We start from the raw sequence: 18,196 nt of genomic DNA, 5'->3' as shown, positions 1-18,196 counted from the left end.
GTTCCAACTTCTACGAGCGGGGATACCGAGGAGACACCGCGGGGCAGGTGCTGCGGGCATCTTACCGGGAAGGTGGGACAGGCTCCGCTGACAAGGCGGGGCCGCACCGAAGGCCACCTGTGTGATGTCGTGGAGCTGGGCGTTGGAGACCTCGTACTAAGCCCGGTCGACGGTTCTCAAATCTGGCTTCTTTCGACGCTTGACTACGGAGAAGTCAGAGCCGACGTCGTGCTCCCGCAGTTCCTCCGCGGCCCGTTCGAGCATGGCGGGAATGGGCAGCATGGCACGCAGCAGCGGCGTCGAGTTCGGGTCCTGTTCGCTGATCAGGTCCTCGGCCGAGAGGTACCGCTCGATCAGCCCGCGGGTGTCCCGGAAGGCGCCTTCCCAGACGTCCACCCCCGCCTCGTTGGCGTCCCACTGCCGGCTGCGGAACAGCTCGGACAGGCGACCGAGCGCGCCCTGCAGCTCGAGTTCCAACAGACGAGTCTCAATCGGCCGGTCCGGTTTCTGCTTGCGTACACGCTGGGCGAGCGCCTTGAGATCCGTGGCCAGTTCCCTGGTCCGGGTGGCGTCGACGTCGGTCACGAGGGACATCGCCTCGATGTGCACGCCGGCCTCGGTCTCCGCGACGATGTGGTACGAGCGCAGCCCCGCCGGCACCTGAGCCAGGTACTGGATGCAGTACCTGCCGGAGGTCGAGCGCGACCAGGCGCTCAGGGGACTCTCGACGGGGGCGCGTTCGCGCAGGTGTACCGGCGCGTCGTAGCTCAGCAGGTGGTCGTCCTTCGTGACGTCGAGAGCGGCGACGAGGAGGTAGTCGTTGAGAGCGACGTCGACCAGCTTGAAGTAGGGCTCCAACTGTGCCTCGTGGGCGCGCAGGACGGAGAGCACGAGCTCCCGGATGTCCCGTTCGTCCAACCGGTCGGTCTGGGTGGCCGGCCGCCCGACGTGGTGGGCGTCGGTGTCGTTCAGCGGGCGGCTTCGTTCGGTCAGGAGGGCGATGAGGGCGGCCTGGATGAGCCATCGGGCGCGTTCCTGCCGGAGCAGCCGGCTGATCCCGGAATCACGGCGCCGGGACTCCGGCTGGCTGGTCAGGATTCCCTTCAGCAGCCGGTAGAGGCCGGACGCGAGCAGCCTCGACGTCTCGTACTGGGTGAGCCGGGGAAGTTTGTTGCCCGCGGCGTCGACCACGTCGATCGGTGAGACGCTGAGCCGTGAGATCCGCGTGACCGGAACCCAGATGGTCGGTGTGGCGGCCTCCTCCTCCCTGCGGGTGCGGGCGCTGCGGCTGCTGAGTCGCTGGAAGAGATGGCTCGCTTCGCGCTGGCGCGGGTCCAGCAGGCTCAACCGGACGTCGACCTCGGTGGTCCTGCTCGCCACACCGTGTTCCACGAACGTGAGGCGTTCGGTGAGCCGGCGGATGTGGTTCTGGCGCAGGGCCATGTCGAGGAAGGCCAGTCCGACGGCGGCGCCCTCTCGGGACAGGGGCGGTGGCGCCCCGGGTATGGGCACGGTGCGGATGGCCCTCTCCAGGGCGGGAACGCGCGGTTCGCTGCGGTCCGGTGGCGGTGTTGGTACGGTGTGGCGCTGGTGTGGAATGCGCCGCACGTCGGCAGGCGGCTCATCCCGCTCGACTCTCCTCTTTCGACCGTTCTTTCCCATCCGTCCCCCTGTTGTCGTATGGGCGACCGTCGAGATCGACGCTCCCGCCCGCCGCGGGTCCTCGAGGGCCACAAGCGACGAAGCTGGTCGGTCGGTCAGTCAAAAGTAGAATCAGTCTCGCTTCGTAACCACGTTGTTGCACTCCGCTGCACGTCGTGCAATAAATGGCCGGTGGGGACCAGAAACGGACTCACGAGTCGTCGAGGTCGACCGCCAGGGGCTCCCCGCCCGACGGCCGTCCGCCGAGGCTGGCCCCCGCACCAGGACCGCGTCGCCTGGCTGCTGCGGGTGAACCGCCTCTACGGCGGACATCCGAGCTGGGTGGCGGCGAACAGGTTCGCCCAGGCCTTCCAGGGCGGATGTTGGCCGGAACGCACCAGTGCCTACCGCATCTCCCGCTGGGAGACCGCCGCGGTACGCGTACCCCATCTTGCCGTCCGCCGCTACGAGCAGTTGCTCGATGTACAGGCGGGCAGCCTGGTCGCCCTGGTCGACACCGTCTATCGGTACTTCGCCCCCACCGTCTCCGCCCCGCCCCTTCTGGGCCGGCGCACCGACGTTCACGGCGCCGACGGTCCGGGCCGGCTGGAGGAGCTCCTCGAGGTCGCGCTCTCCGGCGCACCGGTCGCAGGCGCCGACTGGGACGAGCTGACCGCGCGGCTCGCCGCCGCACCCCGCCAGGTGATCGCGCCGCGCACGGTGTGGCGTGATCTCGCGGAACGCCTGCTCGCAGAGATGATCATCGCCGACGGGGTTCCGTGGATGCAGCGGCACGAGGCCCTGCACCGCCTGCTCGCCCATCCGGTCGGGCAGCAGGCCGCCGTCGCCGCCTGCGCCGACCTGGCCGCCGACCGGACGGGACAGGTGTTCGTCGAGACCGTCAGTGTCCTGGACGGAAGTCCGCATCCGGACGCCGGCCGACACCTGCTCGCACAACTCGTTGATCCCACCAACGACCGGGCGCAGTACGGTGCGCTGCTGGGATCGATTCGCAAGCTGCGGTACGGACACTTCACCGGGGCACAGATGATGCGGCTCGTACCGGCCCTGCACGACCTGCTCGCCGACTCGGCGCCCGGGTCGAAGGCCCCGGCACTGGCGGCCGAACTGCTCCGACGGCTACGCGACGAGCCGCGTGGCGGGGCGCGGCACGACCCGGGGCCTGACCGGACGCCAAGGCCACAGAGGGAAATCGGGCGCGCCGACGGGGCGACCCGGGCCGTGGCGGCGCGGCTGGCCCGAGCGACCCGGGCGAACCTGCCCCACGACATCGTCCCCTTCGACGATCGCCTGCTGCCGGTCCTGCTGCACGAGATGCTGTTCGACCCGGTATTCGACGTACGGCTGTACGCCGCGATGCTGCTCGCCGGCACGCCGTACCGCGAGCCACTCGCCGCGGCGCTCGGGTCGGAACTGGCGGTCGCCGCCGCCGGCGGGCCGGTGGAGTGGACCGTCGCGATGATCGAGGCGTTGCGTGTCGTAGGCACGTCACGGCAGCGGCCCGTCGTGGAACGGCTGACCCTCGCGGACGGCCCCCCCGCCCTCGGTCACGGTGGCCGCCGTACAGGCAGTCGGCCACATCGGTGGACGCAGCGACGACCGCTACTGGCGCCGGGCCATCCACCACCACAGCGTCCGCTGGCGCCAGACCCGGGCGACCACCCATGCCTCAGCGCTGGTCGGGCTGGTCTACGCGCTGGGCATCGGCCGCAACCGTCGGATGCTCCATGTCGTACGTCAAGACCCCACCGCTCCGGCCGAGTGCCGCGCAGCGGCGTCCTGGTGGCTCAACCTTCCGGCGCACATCCTCGACAGTGCCGTCCGGTGAGCGGGCGCGGACGCCTTCAGGTCCAGTCGAGGCGTTGCCGCAGGAGGGACCGTTCGGCGGGGTTGGCGGTCAGCGCGAGCGCCCGCTCGTCGGCGGCCCGGGCCCCGGTGGCGTCGCCCAGGTCGCGCAGGAGTTCGGCGCGGGTGGCGTGCAGGAGGTGGTAGCCGGCGAGGTCGTCGCGGAGCGCGTCGACCTCGGCGAGGGCGGCGGCCGGACCGGCGACGTAGCGCAGGGCGACGGCCCGGTGCAGCCGGGTGACCGGGGACGGCGCCAGGTGGAGCAGCATGTCGTAGAGCACGAGGATCTGCGGCCAGTCGGTGTCCTCCCACCGGGGCGCCTCGGCGTGGCAGGCCACGATCGCGGCCTGTAGCTGGTACGGGCCGGGCCGCTTCTGGGCGGCCGCGCGGGCGAGGAGCCGGCCCGCCGCGGCGATGGCGTCGTGGTCCCAGCGGGACCGGTCCTGCCGGGGCAGCGGCACGATGCCGTCCCGGTCGTCGAAGCGGGCGGCGGCGCGGGCCCGGTGCAGCCGGATCAGCGCGAGCAGGCCGGCCACCTCGGGTTCGGTGGGCATGAGGGTGTGCAGCAGGGTGGCGAGGAACTCGGCCTCCTCGGCGAGGTCGCGGGCGTGGGCCTGCTGGTCGCCGGTGGACAGGTAGCCCTCGTTGAACAGCAGGTAGATCACCGCGAGCACCTCGGCGACCCGGTCGCCGAGTTCGTCGGCGGAGGGGATCCGGTAGGGGATGCCCGCGTCGCTGATCTTCCGCTTGGCGCGGGTGATGCGCTGCCCGACGGTGCTCTCCGAGACGAGGAACGCGCGGGCGATCTGGGCGGTGGTCAGGCCGCACACCACCCGGAGGGTGAGGGCGATCTGGGCGGAGCGGGGCAGGGCCGGGTGGCAGCAGGTGAAGACGAGGCGGAGCCGGTCGTCGGGTCGGGGCTCGACCGGCCACGGGAGCAGGGCCAGCTTCTGGCGGTGACGGTTGTCGCGGCGGAGCTGGTCGAGGCCGCGGCGGCGGGCCACCGTGTACAGCCAGGCGTCGGGTCGGTCGGGGATGCCCTCGACGGGCCAGTGGGTCAGCGCGGCCTCGACCGCGTCGGCCACGAGGTCCTCGGCCGCGGCGAAGTCGCCGACGAGGTGGACGAGGGACGCGGCGAGCCGGCCCGCGTGGTCGCGGACCACGCGGGCCAGTTCGGCGTACGTCGGTCGGCTCATGCGGCGATGGGCCGGATCTCCACCACGGGGCAGGCGGGCCAGGACCGGGCGATCCGCAGGGCCTCGTCGAGGTCGGCGACGTCGATCTCGGCGAATCCGCTGACGATCTCCTTGCCCTCGACGAACGGTCCGTCGGAGATCAGCGGCTCGCCCCGGTCGAGCCGCAGCGTGGTGGCGGTGTCCGGCGGCATGAGGTGGGTGTGGTGGGTGATCTTGTCGTGGTGGTCGGCGAACCACTGGCGTACGCGGGCGTAGGCGCGTTCCTGCTCCGGCTCGTCCATGGCCGCCAGGTCGGCGGCGAACTGCTCGGTCTCGACGAACATCAGCACGTACTTCACCGGGTCTCCGTTCGTGGTGCTCAGGCGGACAGGGCGGCCATCCGGCGCGCCGCCTCGTCGGGGTCGACGTCCTCGACGTGCGTGGCGACGGTCCAGGCGTGGCCGAACGGGTCGACGACGAACGCGTCGCGGTCGCCGTAGAACTGGTTCTCCGGGGCCCGCCGGAGCGTGGCGCCGAGCGCGACGGCCCGCTCCACCACGGTATCGACGTCGGTGACGTAGACGAACTGGAACACGGGGGTGCCGGGCAGCCCGCCGGCCGGCGGCGCGCTCGTGCCCCGCTGCGGGTCGGCGTCCTCGACGATGAGCACGGCGTCGCCGATCTCGATCTCGGCGTGGGCGATGGTGCCGTCCGGGCCGGCCATCCGCATCCGTTCCCGGGCGCCGAACACGTCGGCGTAGAACGCGAGGGCCCTGGCCGCGCCGTCGACGACCAGGCACGGTGTGACCCGCCGGTAGGTGTCGGGGATCGGGTGGGGGCTCGATGGTGCCGTCATGGGTGTCCTCCTGGGTTCTCGTTGCCCTTCACCCAGGTAGACGACCGGCGGGCGGCCGGATCCGACATCCTGCCGGACGATTTTTCTCCGTCCGTTGCCGTGGGCGGCGACGCTCACCGGCCGGTGGCGCGCGCCGGCACGGTCGGCGTCACCGCAGCGCGATGTCGTGGCCCGCGCCGCGCTCGTTCTCCGGGCGCGGCCCGAAGTAGCGGCGCTCGCTCTCGTCGATCGCCACGTCGTTGATGCTGGCCTCGCGACGACGCATGAGGCCGCGTTCGTCGAACTCCCACAGTTCGTTGCCGTAGCTGCGGAACCACCGGCCGTCGGCGTCGTGCCACTCGTACTGGAAGCGCACCGCGATCCGGTTCTCCCGGAAGGCCCACAGGCTCTTGCGCAGCACGTAGTCGAGTTCGCGTTCCCACTTGGCGGTGAGGAACTCGACGATCCGTTCCCGGCCGGTGAAGAACCGGTGGCGGTCGCGCCAGACGGAGTCCTCCGTGTAGGCGAGGCTCACCTTGTGCGGGTCGCGCGTGTTCCAGGCGTCCTCCGCGGCCTGCACCTTGGCGATCGCGCTGTCGAGGTCGAACGGTGGGAACGGCGGGCGGGCGTCGCTCATCGTGCGGCCCCTTTCGTCTCGCGATCTGCTCCTGCGCCACGGGCGCCGAGGCATTCCCTGCTCGGGGCGGCCGAAACGGGGCGAGCGACGAGGGCGGCGAAGCGGTCTGGCTGCGCTAGTACTTGATCTGATACAGTACTGAACATGTTTGAGCGAAGCGGAAGCGACACCGCCCTCCTCGGCGACGCCTTCGCCTCCGACCTGCTGCGCGGCCACACCGACACGATCGTGCTGGGGATCCTGCGCCGCGGCGACAGCTACGGCTTCGAGATCTTCAAGACGATCCGCGACGCCACCGGCGGGGCCTACGAGATCAAGGAGGCGACCCTCTACGCGAGCTACCGGCGGCTCGTCAAGGACGGGCTCGTCGAGGCGTACTGGGGCGACGAGACCAGGGGCGGGCGGCGGAAGTACTACCGCATCACCGATGCCGGTCACGCCGTCTACCGCCGCAACCTGGCCGCGTGGGTCGTCACCCGCGACCTCATCGACTCCCTGCTCGACCTCGGCGACCGCCCCACCTCCGGAGACCGATCACTGGAAAGGCATCCGTCATGACCGCCACCGACGACACCACACGCGGTTCCGCCATGGAGATCCACCGCCTCCTCGACGAGGCCTTCGCCGGCGTCGAGATGACGGCCGACCTCCAGGACCTGAAGGAGGAGATGCGCGCCAACCTGGTGGCCCGGGCGGCCGAGTTCGAACGCGAGGGCCTCTCCCCCGTCGCGGCCGCGCAGCGTGCGATGCCCGAGGCGGGCGACATCCGGTCCCTGATCGACGAGGTGGAGACCGCCACCGACGCCGCCACGCCGGCCTGGGCGCGATACCGGGTCCGGCCGAAGCCCGGATTCCTGGTACGCACGGTCGTCCTCGCGGCGGTCGCGGCGGCCGCGCTCACCGCTGTCGTGCTGGCCACCGTGGACGTCGCGGTGCCCGGGCCGGCGCAACTCGTCGCGGTCGTCGCCGTCGCGCTGGCCGCCGGCTTCGTGGTGGCCGACGCGCTGCGGCAGGAGACCACCACCAACTACCCGATGCCGGCCGGTCGCGCCGCCGGATACGGCGCGGCCACGACCGTCGCGCTGCTCGGCGCGGGCGGCGCGTGGCGCTACGCGCTCGACCGCGAGCTGCCCTGGCTCATCGGTGGCGCCCTCGCCGTCGTGGCCTCGATCGTGGTGTTCACGGTCCTCGGCGCCACGCAGACCAACCGCCACAAGCCCTGGGTGCTCCGGTTCGCGGCCTCCCACCAGGACGTCGGCGACCGGTTCACGGAGGACCCGTCGGCCGCGGCCCGGTTCGGCCTCTACACGGTGACGCTGTGGCTGGTCGCGATCGCGGCGTTCGCCGTGCTGGGCCTCACCGTCGGCTGGGCGTGGTCCCCGCTCGCCCTCGTGGCCGGCTTCGCGGCGATGCTGCTCGTGCTCGCACGGATGCTGTTCGCGCCCCGGCACTGACCCGACGGCGCCCGCGCGCCGGACACCCCGGCGTCACGCCACCCGAACCGTCCTCCTCCCACGGTAGGAGGACGGTTCGTACCGGGGGCCGGCGGTCCGGGACGGCGGGCGGGCGATCCGGCGCCGCGGTTCGGCGACCGTCGAGGGCATGACGTACTCACCCGTATCGCTGCGACAGGCCTTCCGCTGGCACCCACCTCTCATGGCCGTGGCCGCCACGATGGCGGCGCTCGGCGTCGTGTCCCTGGTCGGGTTGGTCGTCGACGACCGGATCCTGGTCGGCGCGCCGATCTGGCTCAAGCCCTTCAAGTTCGCCGTCTCGTTCCTCGTCTACGTGGTGACGCTGGCCTGGATGATCCCGCTCATGACGCGCGGCCGGCGCGTCGCCTGGTGGGCCGGCACCCTGGTCGCCGTGACCGGCTTCTTCGAGGTGGGACTGATCGCCCTGCAGGCCGCCCGGGGCCAGCAGAGCCACTTCAACGTCGCGACCCCGTTGGACGCCACGATCTTCGGGATGATGGCCGCCCTCGTCGCCGGGATCTACGCCGGGACGCTGGTGCTCGCCGTCCTGCTGATGCTGCAGCGGATACCCGACCGGGCGATCGCCTGGACGCTGCGGCTGGGCCTGCTCATCGCGGTGGTCGGGATGGGCCTGGGTTACCTCATGGTCCTGCCGACCCCCGAGCAGCGGGCCGCCGACGCCGTCACGCTCGTGGGCGCCCACAGCGTCGGCGTGCCCGACGGCGGGCCGGGGATGCCGCTCACCGGGTGGAGCACCACCGGCGGGGACCTGCGCATCCCGCACTTCGTGGGCATGCACGCCCTGCAGGCGTTGCCGCTGCTGGCCATCGCGCTCGGCGTGCTGGCCGGACGGTTCCCCCGGCTGCGCGACGTCCGGGTCCGGCTGCGGCTCGTCGTCACGGCCGCGGTCGCGTACGCCGGTCTGCTCGCGGTCGTCACCTGGCAGGCCTTGCGCGGCCAGCCGCTGGTCCACCCCGACGGCGCGACGCTCGCCGCGGCCGGTGTGGTCGCCGCCGTCACGGCCGTCGGTGTCCTGCTCGCGCTGCGCCGGACGGCGCCGGCGCCGTCCGGTCAGGACGAACCCCCGCGGGTGTACGCGTGAGCGGCGGACGGTCCGGCCCGGCGGTCGACGCCGGGCCGGACCGGTCGGCGGCTGTCCCGGCACCCGACCCACGCCTACCCTGACATGGTGGTTACCCGCTGGGTGTCGCGGCTCTTCGACGACCGGTACGCGTGGCTCCGGCTGACCCTGCTGGCCCTCAGCGGCATCGGCTACCTGCTGCTGCGGCCGCACGCCGACGGCCCGTACGCCCCGGTGGACTGGGCCTTCGCGGCCGCCGCCCTCGCGATCTGCCCCCTCGGCGTGCGGTGGCCCCTGGCCGCCGCGCTCGCCTCGGCGCTGGTCTTCGGCCTCGCCGGCTGGTTCGGCCAGGTCGAGCCGGTCGTGCCGCAGGTCGGCGCCACCTGGGCGGTCCTGGAACTGACGTTGCGGGTGCCGACCCGGCAGGTGGCCGTCGGTCTCGCGGCGCTGCTCGCCGGCTACGTCGTCGACTCGTTCGACGGCACGCCGGTCGGGTTGCCCACCTGGCTCTACGGCGTGGCCCTCACGGTGGGCGTGCCGCTGCTGATCGGCCTCAACATCCGGGCGGCCCGCCAGCTCGCCCGGCAGGCCGACCAGCGGGTGGCCGTCGAGGCGCTGGCGGCCCGGGCCAGCGAACGGGCGGCCATCGCCCGGGAACTGCACGATCTCGTGGCCCACCACGTGGCGTCGATGGTCCTGCGCGTCGGCGTGGCCCGGCACGTGCTCGCCGGCTCCGATCCACGCGTCGGCGAGGTCTTCGACGACCTGCACGCCAGCGGCAGCGCGGCGCTCGCCGACCTGCGCCGCCTGGTGGCGGTGCTGCGCAACCCGGCCACGGTCGGCGACGGGTCCGGGTACGTCCCGATCGACCCGGGTGCGCTGCCCGAGGCGCTCGCCGAGACCGTGGACCGGGCCGTGAGGACGGGCCTCACGGTGGAGGCCACGATCGACCCGGAGGTGGCGACGCTGGACGCCGTACGCGGGTTGGCGGTCCTGCGGCTGACCCAGGAGGGTCTGGCCAACGTGTCCCGTCACGCCGGCCCGACCGCCCGGGCCCGGGTGTCCGTCCGGATGCGGGACGGCGCGGTGCACTGGGAGGTCAGCGACGACGGCGGCGCGGACGCCCCGGCCCGGCCCGGCGGCGACGGCGCCCGCCGGGGCGTGCGGCGCGCCGCGACCGAGAACGGCGAACCGGGGCACGGGCTGACGGGCATGCGCGAGCGCGTCGAACTGCTCGGCGGCACCCTGGTCGCGGGGCCCGACGGCGCCGGGTGGCGGCTGCGGACCGTCCTGCCGGCGGGGGCGACCCGATGATCCGGGTGCTGCTCGTCGACGACCAGCGGCTGGTCCGCGCGGGCCTGCGGATGCTCTGCGACTCCGCACCCGACATGACGGTGGTCGGCGAGGCGGAGAACGGCCAGCAGGCGATCCGGTTGGCCGGGCAGGTGGCGCCGGACGTGGTCCTCATGGACCTGCGGATGCCGCTCGTCGACGGGACGGCCGCTACCGCGCGGATCCTCGCCGACCGGCCGTCGGTGCGGGTCGTGGTGCTGACCACCTTCGACGACGACGACCACCTCTTCCCCGCCCTCGCCGCCGGCGCCTGCGGCTTCCTCGTCAAGGACGCCTCCCCCGACGAGCTGCTGGCGGCGATCCGCCAGGCGGCGGCCGGCGAGACCCCGTTCAGCCCCACCGTGCTGCGCCGCCTCGTCGACCAGGCGGTGCGGGCGCGGCTCGGCGAGGCGCCGGCGCCCGCGCTGCCGGACACCCTGACCGCCCGCGAGCGGGACGTGCTGACCCTCGTCGGGGCCGGCTTCTCCAACCGGGAGATCGCCCAGCGGCTGCACCTCGGCGTGACGACGGTGAAGACGCACGTCACGAGCCTGCTGGCCAAGACGGGCGCGGGTAACCGGATCCGGCTGGCGCTGCTCGCCGCCCAGGCCGGCCTGCTGGTGGACGAGTGAGCACCCGGTCCGCCGGCCCAGGGGCGGCCGGCGACGGTGCAGTGACCGCCGGCACGGCCTGAGATCGGCGTAACAGGTGATCCAGCGGTGGATCCGGCCACCGCGGACGTACCGTGAGATCGTGCCGACGACAGACGTACTCACCAGCGCCGACCTGGCCGAGATCCGCCGCTCCGCGCTCGGAACGGCCGACCCGCTCGGGGTCGCCGCCGACCTGGCCGACGCCGTGGACCAGGGCCGGCTGGCGGACCCGGACGACGCGGGGGACGCGCTGACCCTGGCCGCCGAGATCGCCGAGATCCGCTCCCGGCTGGACGCCGCCCTGCGGTACGCCGACCGGGCCGTGGCCGCGTACCCGACCCGGGACGACGCCCGCGCCGGCCGCGCCCGGGCGCTGCGGGCCCGGATCCTGTTCCGGGTCGGTGGTCGCGAGGACGAGGCGATGGCCGAACTGGACGCCCTGCGTCCGCTGCTCACCCAACAGCCGGACGCCCCCGCGTACGTCAACGCGGCCCTGGACGCCGGCGGACGCACGGCGACGGCCGACGAGTGGCTCAGCGAGGCGGTCGACACGCTGCTCGGTCAGCGGGCCGCCGCCAGCGGCGAGCCGGCGCAGGCCCTGACCGAGCCGGCCGTCGAGGTCGGGCCGCCGGAGGCGCCGGGTGTCCTGTTCTTCCTGCTCCAGCAGCGGCACCGCGTACGCCGGGACCTGAACCTGCCGCACGACCGGCACGACGACCTCGCCGACCGGCTGGAGGCGCAGCTCGTCCGCCGCGCCCAGCAGCGGCCCGCCGGGGAGACCGACCTGGTCTTCTTCCCCCGGGCCGAGTTCGACCGCCTGCTCGCCGAGCAGGCCGCGCTCACCGACGTGTACGGGCCGGACTGGGACGCGCACCGGGCGCGGCTGGAGAAGGAACTGGTCCGGCAGGCCGGCGCCGGCCGGGGCGGGCTGCACGTGCTGCGCGGGTCTGTGGACGAGCTGACCGGCCGCGGCGACGTGACCGACCCGCAGGTCCGGGCCGGGTACGCGCGGGAGCTGGAGACGCGGCCCGCCGCGCGGATCCCCTGGCCGCCGGAGCGCAACGACGCCTGCTGGTGCGGCTCCGGCCTCAAGTACAAGAAGTGCTGCCTGCCGCGCTCCCGTAGCTGACGAGCCGGCGGGGCCGCGCGCTTCGGGTACCCGGCGGTCGCCCCGTCGGCGGTAGCATCGACCATGGCTTCCGTGGCGCGGGCCCGGCCCGCCCTCAGCGTCTGGTGGCTCGGCCTCGCGTCGGCGCTCCTGCTCGGCGCGTGCGACCCCGCCCCTCCCCCACCGTCCGGGTCGCCCTCCGGGGCGTCACCGGCCGCCGCGCCCTCGCCGTCCTGTCCGGCGACCGCCCAGGTCGGCGGGCCCGGCGCCACACTGGAGCGGCAGGGCACCGGCGACGGGGCGACACTGTGGGCGCTGCTGTTCCCCCGCGATCCGCTGTTGACCACGGCCACGGAGATCAAGGTGGTGTGGCGCATGACGGGCAGTGGCGACTTCGCCGTCAGCGCCACCGGCCCCGACGGCACGGTCGTCGAGCCGACCTGGGGTCCCGAGGCGCACGGCGGCAGCAACTGGGAACGGCCCGGCGAGGAGTGGGGCACCGGCTGGCGGTTCCCCACGGCCGGCTGCTGGACGGTCACCGCCGTGCGCGGCACGGCGATGGGTTCGCTCGCGTTCCGGGTCGCGGAGCAGGCGTAGGGCGCGTCAGATGGTGATGACCACTTTGGCGCGCGCGTGTTCACCTTCGAGGTACCGGATGGCCTCGGGCACCTCATGGAGCGGATACGTCCGGTCGATGACCGGGGTGAGGCGGCCGTTCTCGACGTGGACGCGGAGCGCGTCGAGGTGCCGCCGGCCGGGCGCCGTGGTGAGCACGACGATCCGCTGCCGGACGAAGGGCGCCAGCATCCGTCCGCGCGTGATGAGCCCGACCGGTCCGAGGAGGCTGCCGCCACGGTAGACGCCGCCGCCGGAGAGCAGCAGCGTCCCGGTCGGGGTCAGCGCCCGCACGCAGCGCCGCGAGGGAGCGGTTGCCGACGAGGTCGAACACGAGATCGTGGCGGCGGGTGTCCCGTGTGAAGTCGTGGCGGGTGTAGTCGACGACGTGGTCGGCGCCGAGCGATCCGACGAGGTCGACGTTGCGGGTGCTGCAGACCGCGGTCACGGTTGCGCGCAGTGCCCGGGCCAGTTGGACGGCCAGGGTGCCGACGCCTCCCGAGGCGCCGTTGACGAGGACCCGGCAGCCGGGCCCGACGCGGCCGACGTCGCACAGGCCCATGAGCGCGGTGACGCCGGCCAGCGGCAGGGCGGCGGCCTGCTGCGGTGTCAGGTTCGCCGGTCGCGGCGCGACGAGGGTCTCCGGCACGCACGCGTACTCGGCGAAGGCGCCGTTGGCGTCGCCGAGGTCGCCGAAGACGGCGTCACCCGGGCGCACCTGCCGGACCTCGGCGCCGACGGCCTCGACCCGGCCCGCGAAGTCGCGGCCACGGATGCGGGCCCGGGGCCGTGACCGGCCCATGGCCAGCCGCGCGATCAGCGGGTCGCCCCGCATGGCGTGCCAGTCGTACGCGTTGAGCGAGGCGGCCTCGACCCGGACGAGCACCTCGTCGGGGGCGGGCACCGGCGTGTCGACGTCCGCGAGCGTGAGCGTCTCCGGCGGGCCGTATCGATCTTGGACGATCGCTCTCATCTTCCCTCCCTCGGGTGTACGGCGTACACCTCATGTCACGCACCATAGGTGTACGCCGTACACCCGTCAAGACGGTTAAGGTTCAACCGCTGCCGGAAGACGAGGACCCGAGAGATGCCTGAGCAGGTGCAGACGCTGCGCCGGACGCCGCTGAGCAGGGAACGGATCCTGCGTGCCGCCGTCGCGCTCGCCGACGAGGCCGGGATCGAGTCCCTCAGCATGCGCAACCTCGCCCAGGACCTGGGCGTCGTACCGATGGCTCTCTACAAGCACGTCGCGAACAAGGACGAACTGCTCGACGGCATGATCGACGTGGTCGTCGGGGAGATCGACCCCCCGGTGCCCGGCACCGACTGGAAGCAGTCGGTGCGCCGGCGCATCCTCTCGGCGCGGCGGGCGCTGCGGCGCCACCCCTGGGCGCCGCTCGCGATCGAGTCGCGCACCATGGCGACGCCGGCCATCCTCGCCTACCTCGACTCGGTGGTCGCGACCCTCCGGGCCGGCGGCTTCTCCACCGACCTCGCCCACCACGTGATGCACGCGATGGGCAGCCGGATCCTGGGCTTCAGCCAGGAACTGTTCGATCCCTCCCGGCAGGCCGGCCGGTCCGGCGCGACCAACCCGGATCCGCCGGCGGCCCTGCCGGCGGAGGTCGCGGCCCGGTTCCCGCACCTGGCGGAGATCTCCACGGCGGCCTCCCACGACGGCGACACTGTCGTGGGGCAGGGCTGCGACGACCAGTTCGAGTTCGAGTTCGCGCTGGACCTGCTGCTGGACGGCATCGAACGGCTGCAGCGGCAGGGCTGGTCCTCGTCGCGGCGGTCCCACCGCAAGGACCAGGACGAGGCATAGGAACGCGGGAGGGCGCCCCGGTCGCCCGATCCGCGCCACCGGAGAGGCAGCAGCACGATGACGATTCCCCGCCTGACGGCCGCCGACGGCACCGTGTTGCCGGCGATCGGGCTCGGCACCTACCGGTTGACCGGCTCCGAGGGGGTCGACGCCATCGGCGAGGCGATCCGGGCCGGCTACCGGCTGATCGACTCCGCGGTGAACTACGAGAACGAGGGCGCGGTGGGCCGGGCCGTCCGCGCCGCCGGCGACGTACGCGACGAACTGATCGTCACGTCGAAGCTGCCGGGACGGCACCACCGCTACGCCGAGGCGCTGGCCACGATCGAGGAGAGCGTCTACCGCACCGGCCTCGACCGGATCGACCTGTACCTGATCCACTGGCCGAACCCGAGGACCGGGCTGTACGTGGAGGCGTGGAAGGCGCTCGTCGAGGCGCGCGAGCGCGGGCTCGTCCGGCACATCGGACTGTCGAACTTCCTTCCCGAGCACATCGACCGGCTGGTGGCCGAGACCGGGGTCGCCCCGGTCGTGAACCAGATCGAGATCCACCCGTACTTTCCGCAGCAGGACGCCCTCGACCACCACCGCGAGCACGGGATCCTCGTGCAGGGCTGGAGCCCGCTCGGCCGCGGGAACGACCTGCTGGAGAACCCGGTCGTCACGGAGATCGCGGCCGCCCACGGCGTCACGCCCGCGCAGACGATCCTCGCCTGGCACGTGGCCCGCCAGGTCATCCCCATCCCCAAGGCGGCGTCGCCGCAGCGGCAGCGGGAGAACCTCGGCATCTTCGACATCGCGCTCGACGAGGCCGAGATCGCGGCCATCACCGCGCTGGGCCGCCCCGACGGGCGTCTCGCGGGCCAGGACCCGGCGGTCTACGAGGAGTTCTGACACCACGGGCCACGACACCGGCCCGCGACATGCGGCGCGGTCGCGATCGGCCGGGCAGGGCCGAGGCGGCCGCGACACGATCAGGGCGCCCACGCGGCGCCACCGGCGTGCAGATGCGGCAGGGCCGGCCCCCGTGCGGGGGCCGGCCCTGTCGTCGGTGTGGGATCAGGCGAGGTCGAACCGGTCCAGGTTCATGACCTTGACCCACGCCGCCACGAAGTCCTGCACGAACTTCTCGTGCGCGTCGTCGCTCGCGTAGACCTCGGCGAGCGCGCGCAGCTCGGAGTTCGAGCCGAACACGAGGTCGGCCCGGCTGCCCGTCCACTTCACCTCGCCGGTCGCGGAGTCGCGACCCTCGAACGTGGTCGAGTCCTCCGAGGTCGGCTTCCACGTCGTACCCAGGTCGAGCAGGTTGACGAAGAAGTCGTTGGTCAGCGACCCGGGGTTGGTGGTGAAGACGCCCAGCGGCGACTGCTGGTAGTTCGCGCCGAGGACACGCAGGCCGCCGACGAGGACGGTCATCTCGGGCGCGCTGAGGGTCAGCAGGTTCGCGCGGTCGAGCAGCAGGTACTCGGCCGGCAGGCGGTGGCCCTTGCCGAGGTAGTTGCGGAACCCGTCCGCGGTCGGCTCCATCGCCGCGAACGACTCCACGTCGGTCTGCTCCTGGGAGGCGTCCGTACGCCCCGGCGTGAACGGCACCTCGACGTCGTAGCCGGCGTTGCGGGCCGCCTGCTCGACGCCCACGCCACCGGCGAGGACGATCAGGTCGGCCAGCGAGATCTTCTTGCCGCCGGTCTGCGACGCGTTGAACGCCTCCTGGATGCCCTCCAGGGTGCGCAGCACCCGCGCCAGCTCGTCGGGGTCGTTGACCTCCCAGTTCCGCTGCGGCTCCAGGCGGATCCGCGCGCCGTTGGCGCCGCCGCGCTTGTCGCTGCCCCGGAACGTCGACGCCGACGCCCACGCGGTGGAGACCAGCTGGGACACCGACAGGCCCGAGGCGAGGATCTGCTGCTTGAGGGCCGCGACGTCCTCGGCGTCCACCAGCTCGTGGTCGACCGCGGGCAGCGGGTCCTGCCAGATCAGCGTCTCGCTCGGCACCTCCGGGCCGAGGTAGCGGGAAACCGGGCCCATGTCGCGGTGGGTGAGCTTGAACCAGGCCCGGGCGAAGGCGTCCGCGAACTGGTCCGGGTTCTCGTGGAACCGCCGCGAGATCTGCTCGTAGATCGGGTCGAACCGCAGCGCGAGGTCCGTCGTCAGCATCCGCGGCTCGCGGCGCTTCGTCGGGTCGTGGGCCTCGGGCACCAGGTCCGCGCCGGCGCCGTTCTTGGGACGCCACTGGTGCGCGCCGGCCGGGGACTTCATGAGCTCCCACTCGTACGCGAACAGGATGTGGAAGAACTCGTTGTCCCACCGGGTCGGGTGGTAGGTCCAGGTGACCTCCAGACCGCTGGTGATGGCGTCCGCGCCCTTGCCGCTGCCGTAGCTGCTCTTCCAGCCCAGACCCTGCTCCTCGAGCGGGGCGCCCTCGGGCTCCGGGCCGACGTGGTCGGCCGGGCCCGCGCCGTGGGTCTTGCCGAAGGTGTGGCCGCCGGCGATCAGCGCGACGGTCTCCTCGTCGTTCATCCCCATGCGGCCGAACGTCTCGCGGATGTCGCGGGCCGCGGCCACCGGGTCCGGGTTGCCGTTCGGGCCCTCCGGGTTGACGTAGATGAGGCCCATCTGCACGGCGGCGAGCGGGTTCTCCAGCTCACGGTCGCCGGTGTAGCGGGCGTCGCCGAGCCACGTGGTCTCGGGGCCCCAGTAGACGTCCTCCTCCGGCTCCCAGACGTCCTCACGGCCGCCGGCGAAGCCGAACGTCTTGAAGCCCATCGACTCCAGCGCGACGTTGCCGGCGAGGATCATCAGGTCGCCCCACGAGATCTTCTGGCCGTACTTCTTCTTGACCGGCCAGAGCAGGCGGCGGGCCTTGTCGAGGTTCGCGTTGTCCGGCCAGCTGTTCAGCGGCGCGAACCGCTGCTGGCCGTGGCCGGCGCCACCGCGGCCGTCGCTGATGCGGTAGGTGCCCGCGCTGTGCCACGCCATGCGGATGATGAGCGGGCCGTAGTGGCCGAAGTCCGCCGGCCACCAGTCCTGCGAGGTGGTGAGCACCTCCGCGATGTCCCGCTTCACGGCGGCCAGGTCGAGGGACTTGAACGCCTCGGCGTAGTCGAACGACTCGCCGAGCGGGTTGGCCACCGCGGGGTTCTTGGCGAGGATCTTCAGGTTGAGACGGTTCGGCCACCAGCCGCGGTTGCCGCCACCCTCCGTCGGGTGAGGGGCGCGTCCGTGCGCGACCGGGCAGCGGGACTCGCTGCCCGCCTCGGCGTCGTGGACGACGGCGTCGTGGTTCTCGGACATCTGGTTCCTTCCGTGACTGGGCGTACCAGGGGGATCAGGAGTTGCCTGCGGCGGAACAGTCGGGGCACCGGCCCCAGTAGACGACCTCGGCCTCGTCGATCGAGAAGCCGTGGTCGTCGGACGCGGTCAGGCAGGGCGCCTCACCGACGGCGCAGTCGACGTCGGCGATGAGCCCGCAGGACCGGCACACCACGTGGTGATGGTTGTCCCCGACCCGCGACTCGTAGCGGGCCACCGAGCCGGAGGGCTGGATCCGCCGCACCAGACGCGCGGCCGTCAGCGCGTGCAGCGCGTCGTACACGGTCTGGTGGGAGACGTCGGGGAGTTCCGTGCGCACCACACCGATGATCGACTCGGTGTCGGCGTGCGGATGCGTGTGCACCGCGTCGAGCACCGCCAGCCGGGGGCGGGTCACGCGCAGCGCGGCGGCACGCAGCATCCGCGGGAAGTCCAGGGTCGTGGGCACGCCCCGAAGTCTGCTTCGTTTTTTGGAATGAGTCAAGATTATGGGTCCGGGGTCACCCGGAGCCCGGACCGGCCACGATGCGGTTTCCCCGCCGCGCACGGAAGGTGATCTTGGTCACGCGGGCCGGATCGGCGGTGTGCTCCCGCCCGTCGGTTCACGGACGCCCGTACGGCCGCTGCCCGGGACCGGTCCGAGG

General features: G+C 72.9%; 16 protein-coding genes and 1 pseudogene. 9 read left to right on the top strand and 8 right to left on the bottom strand.

The features are described 5' to 3' along the window. Nucleotides 1–156: 156 nt before the first annotated feature. The 5 genes from D7I43_RS20740 to D7I43_RS20710 all read right to left on the bottom strand — a co-directional run bounded on the left by D7I43_RS20740 (nt 157) and on the right by D7I43_RS20710 (nt 6,154). Nucleotides 157–1,512 carry a hypothetical protein gene (locus tag D7I43_RS20740; RefSeq protein WP_147427268.1) on the bottom strand — a complete coding sequence of 452 codons (1,356 nt, stop codon included), beginning with the start codon at nt 1,510–1,512 and terminating at the stop codon, nt 157–159. 1,994 nt (nt 1,513–3,506) lie between these two features. Further along, nucleotides 3,507–4,703, bottom strand: a complete 1,197-nt coding sequence (locus D7I43_RS20725; protein WP_120330198.1) for an RNA polymerase sigma factor — start codon at nt 4,701–4,703, stop codon at nt 3,507–3,509. Further along, the gene (locus tag D7I43_RS20720) at nt 4,700–5,041 is read right to left on the bottom strand and encodes a YciI family protein (RefSeq protein WP_192902217.1); all 342 of its coding nucleotides are present in this window, start codon (nt 5,039–5,041) and stop codon (nt 4,700–4,702) included. The genes D7I43_RS20725 and D7I43_RS20720 overlap by 4 nt, the downstream gene beginning before the upstream one ends. Nucleotides 5,042–5,061: 20 nt before the next feature. Next, nucleotides 5,062–5,538, bottom strand: coding sequence for a VOC family protein (locus D7I43_RS20715; RefSeq protein WP_120330197.1), 477 nt, complete (start codon nt 5,536–5,538; stop codon nt 5,062–5,064). Nucleotides 5,539–5,686: 148 nt separating this feature from the next. Further along, nucleotides 5,687–6,154: a nuclear transport factor 2 family protein gene (locus tag D7I43_RS20710; protein WP_120330196.1), complete on the bottom strand. Its 468-nt coding sequence runs from the start codon at nt 6,152–6,154 to the stop codon at nt 5,687–5,689. A gap of 144 nt (nt 6,155–6,298) precedes the next feature. Between D7I43_RS20710 and D7I43_RS20705 the strand changes: the two genes are divergently transcribed. The 7 genes from D7I43_RS20705 (at nt 6,299) to D7I43_RS20675 (ending at nt 12,400) form a co-directional block, all read left to right on the top strand. Then, nucleotides 6,299–6,712, top strand: a complete 414-nt coding sequence (locus tag D7I43_RS20705; protein WP_120330195.1) for a PadR family transcriptional regulator — start codon at nt 6,299–6,301, stop codon at nt 6,710–6,712. Continuing rightward, nucleotides 6,709–7,608: a permease prefix domain 1-containing protein gene (locus D7I43_RS20700; protein ID WP_120330194.1), complete on the top strand. Its 900-nt coding sequence runs from the start codon at nt 6,709–6,711 to the stop codon at nt 7,606–7,608. The genes D7I43_RS20705 and D7I43_RS20700 overlap by 4 nt, the downstream gene beginning before the upstream one ends. A gap of 148 nt (nt 7,609–7,756) precedes the next feature. Further along, a complete protein-coding gene (locus D7I43_RS20695; RefSeq protein WP_204985247.1) occupies nt 7,757–8,731 on the top strand; it encodes a hypothetical protein in 975 nt (324 codons plus the stop codon). Nucleotides 8,732–8,818: 87 nt separating this feature from the next. Then, on the top strand, nt 8,819–10,024 hold the full coding sequence (locus D7I43_RS20690) for a sensor histidine kinase (RefSeq protein ID WP_240033071.1): 1,206 nt from the start codon (nt 8,819–8,821) through the stop codon (nt 10,022–10,024). Beyond that, a complete protein-coding gene (locus tag D7I43_RS20685) occupies nt 10,021–10,674 on the top strand; it encodes a response regulator (RefSeq protein WP_120330271.1) in 654 nt (217 codons plus the stop codon). Before D7I43_RS20690 ends, D7I43_RS20685 begins: the two co-directional genes overlap by 4 nt. A 121-nt stretch (nt 10,675–10,795) precedes the next feature. Beyond that, complete coding sequence (locus D7I43_RS20680; RefSeq protein ID WP_240033070.1) at nt 10,796–11,824, top strand: SEC-C metal-binding domain-containing protein; 1,029 nt, start codon at nt 10,796–10,798, stop codon at nt 11,822–11,824. A 63-nt stretch (nt 11,825–11,887) separates the two neighbouring features. After that, on the top strand, nt 11,888–12,400 hold the full coding sequence (locus D7I43_RS20675; RefSeq protein ID WP_147427267.1) for a hypothetical protein: 513 nt from the start codon (nt 11,888–11,890) through the stop codon (nt 12,398–12,400). Between the two features lie 6 nt (nt 12,401–12,406). Here D7I43_RS20675 and D7I43_RS20670 read toward each other — a convergent pair. Then, a pseudogene (locus D7I43_RS20670) lies at nt 12,407–13,391 on the bottom strand (NAD(P)-dependent alcohol dehydrogenase). Between the two features lie 114 nt (nt 13,392–13,505). Here D7I43_RS20670 and D7I43_RS20665 point away from each other — a divergent pair. Further along, on the top strand, nt 13,506–14,243 hold the full coding sequence (locus D7I43_RS20665; protein ID WP_120330191.1) for a TetR/AcrR family transcriptional regulator: 738 nt from the start codon (nt 13,506–13,508) through the stop codon (nt 14,241–14,243). A 57-nt stretch (nt 14,244–14,300) separates the two neighbouring features. Further along, complete coding sequence (locus tag D7I43_RS20660) at nt 14,301–15,137, top strand: aldo/keto reductase (protein WP_120330190.1); 837 nt, start codon at nt 14,301–14,303, stop codon at nt 15,135–15,137. Between the two features lie 165 nt (nt 15,138–15,302). Here the strand turns inward: D7I43_RS20660 and katG are convergent, their stop codons facing one another. After that, complete coding sequence (katG, locus tag D7I43_RS20655; RefSeq protein WP_120330189.1) at nt 15,303–17,534, bottom strand: catalase/peroxidase HPI; 2,232 nt, start codon at nt 17,532–17,534, stop codon at nt 15,303–15,305. A gap of 34 nt (nt 17,535–17,568) precedes the next feature. Then, the gene (locus D7I43_RS20650; RefSeq protein WP_192902218.1) at nt 17,569–17,973 is read right to left on the bottom strand and encodes a Fur family transcriptional regulator; all 405 of its coding nucleotides are present in this window, start codon (nt 17,971–17,973) and stop codon (nt 17,569–17,571) included. Nucleotides 17,974–18,196: the final 223 nt, after the last annotated feature.

The organism is Micromonospora globbae (assembly GCF_003610785.1).
Lineage (GTDB): Bacteria > Actinomycetota > Actinomycetes > Mycobacteriales > Micromonosporaceae > Micromonospora > Micromonospora globbae.
Note: the sequence above shows the minus strand (reverse complement) of the source record. Positions and strands in the feature narration are given on the sequence as shown.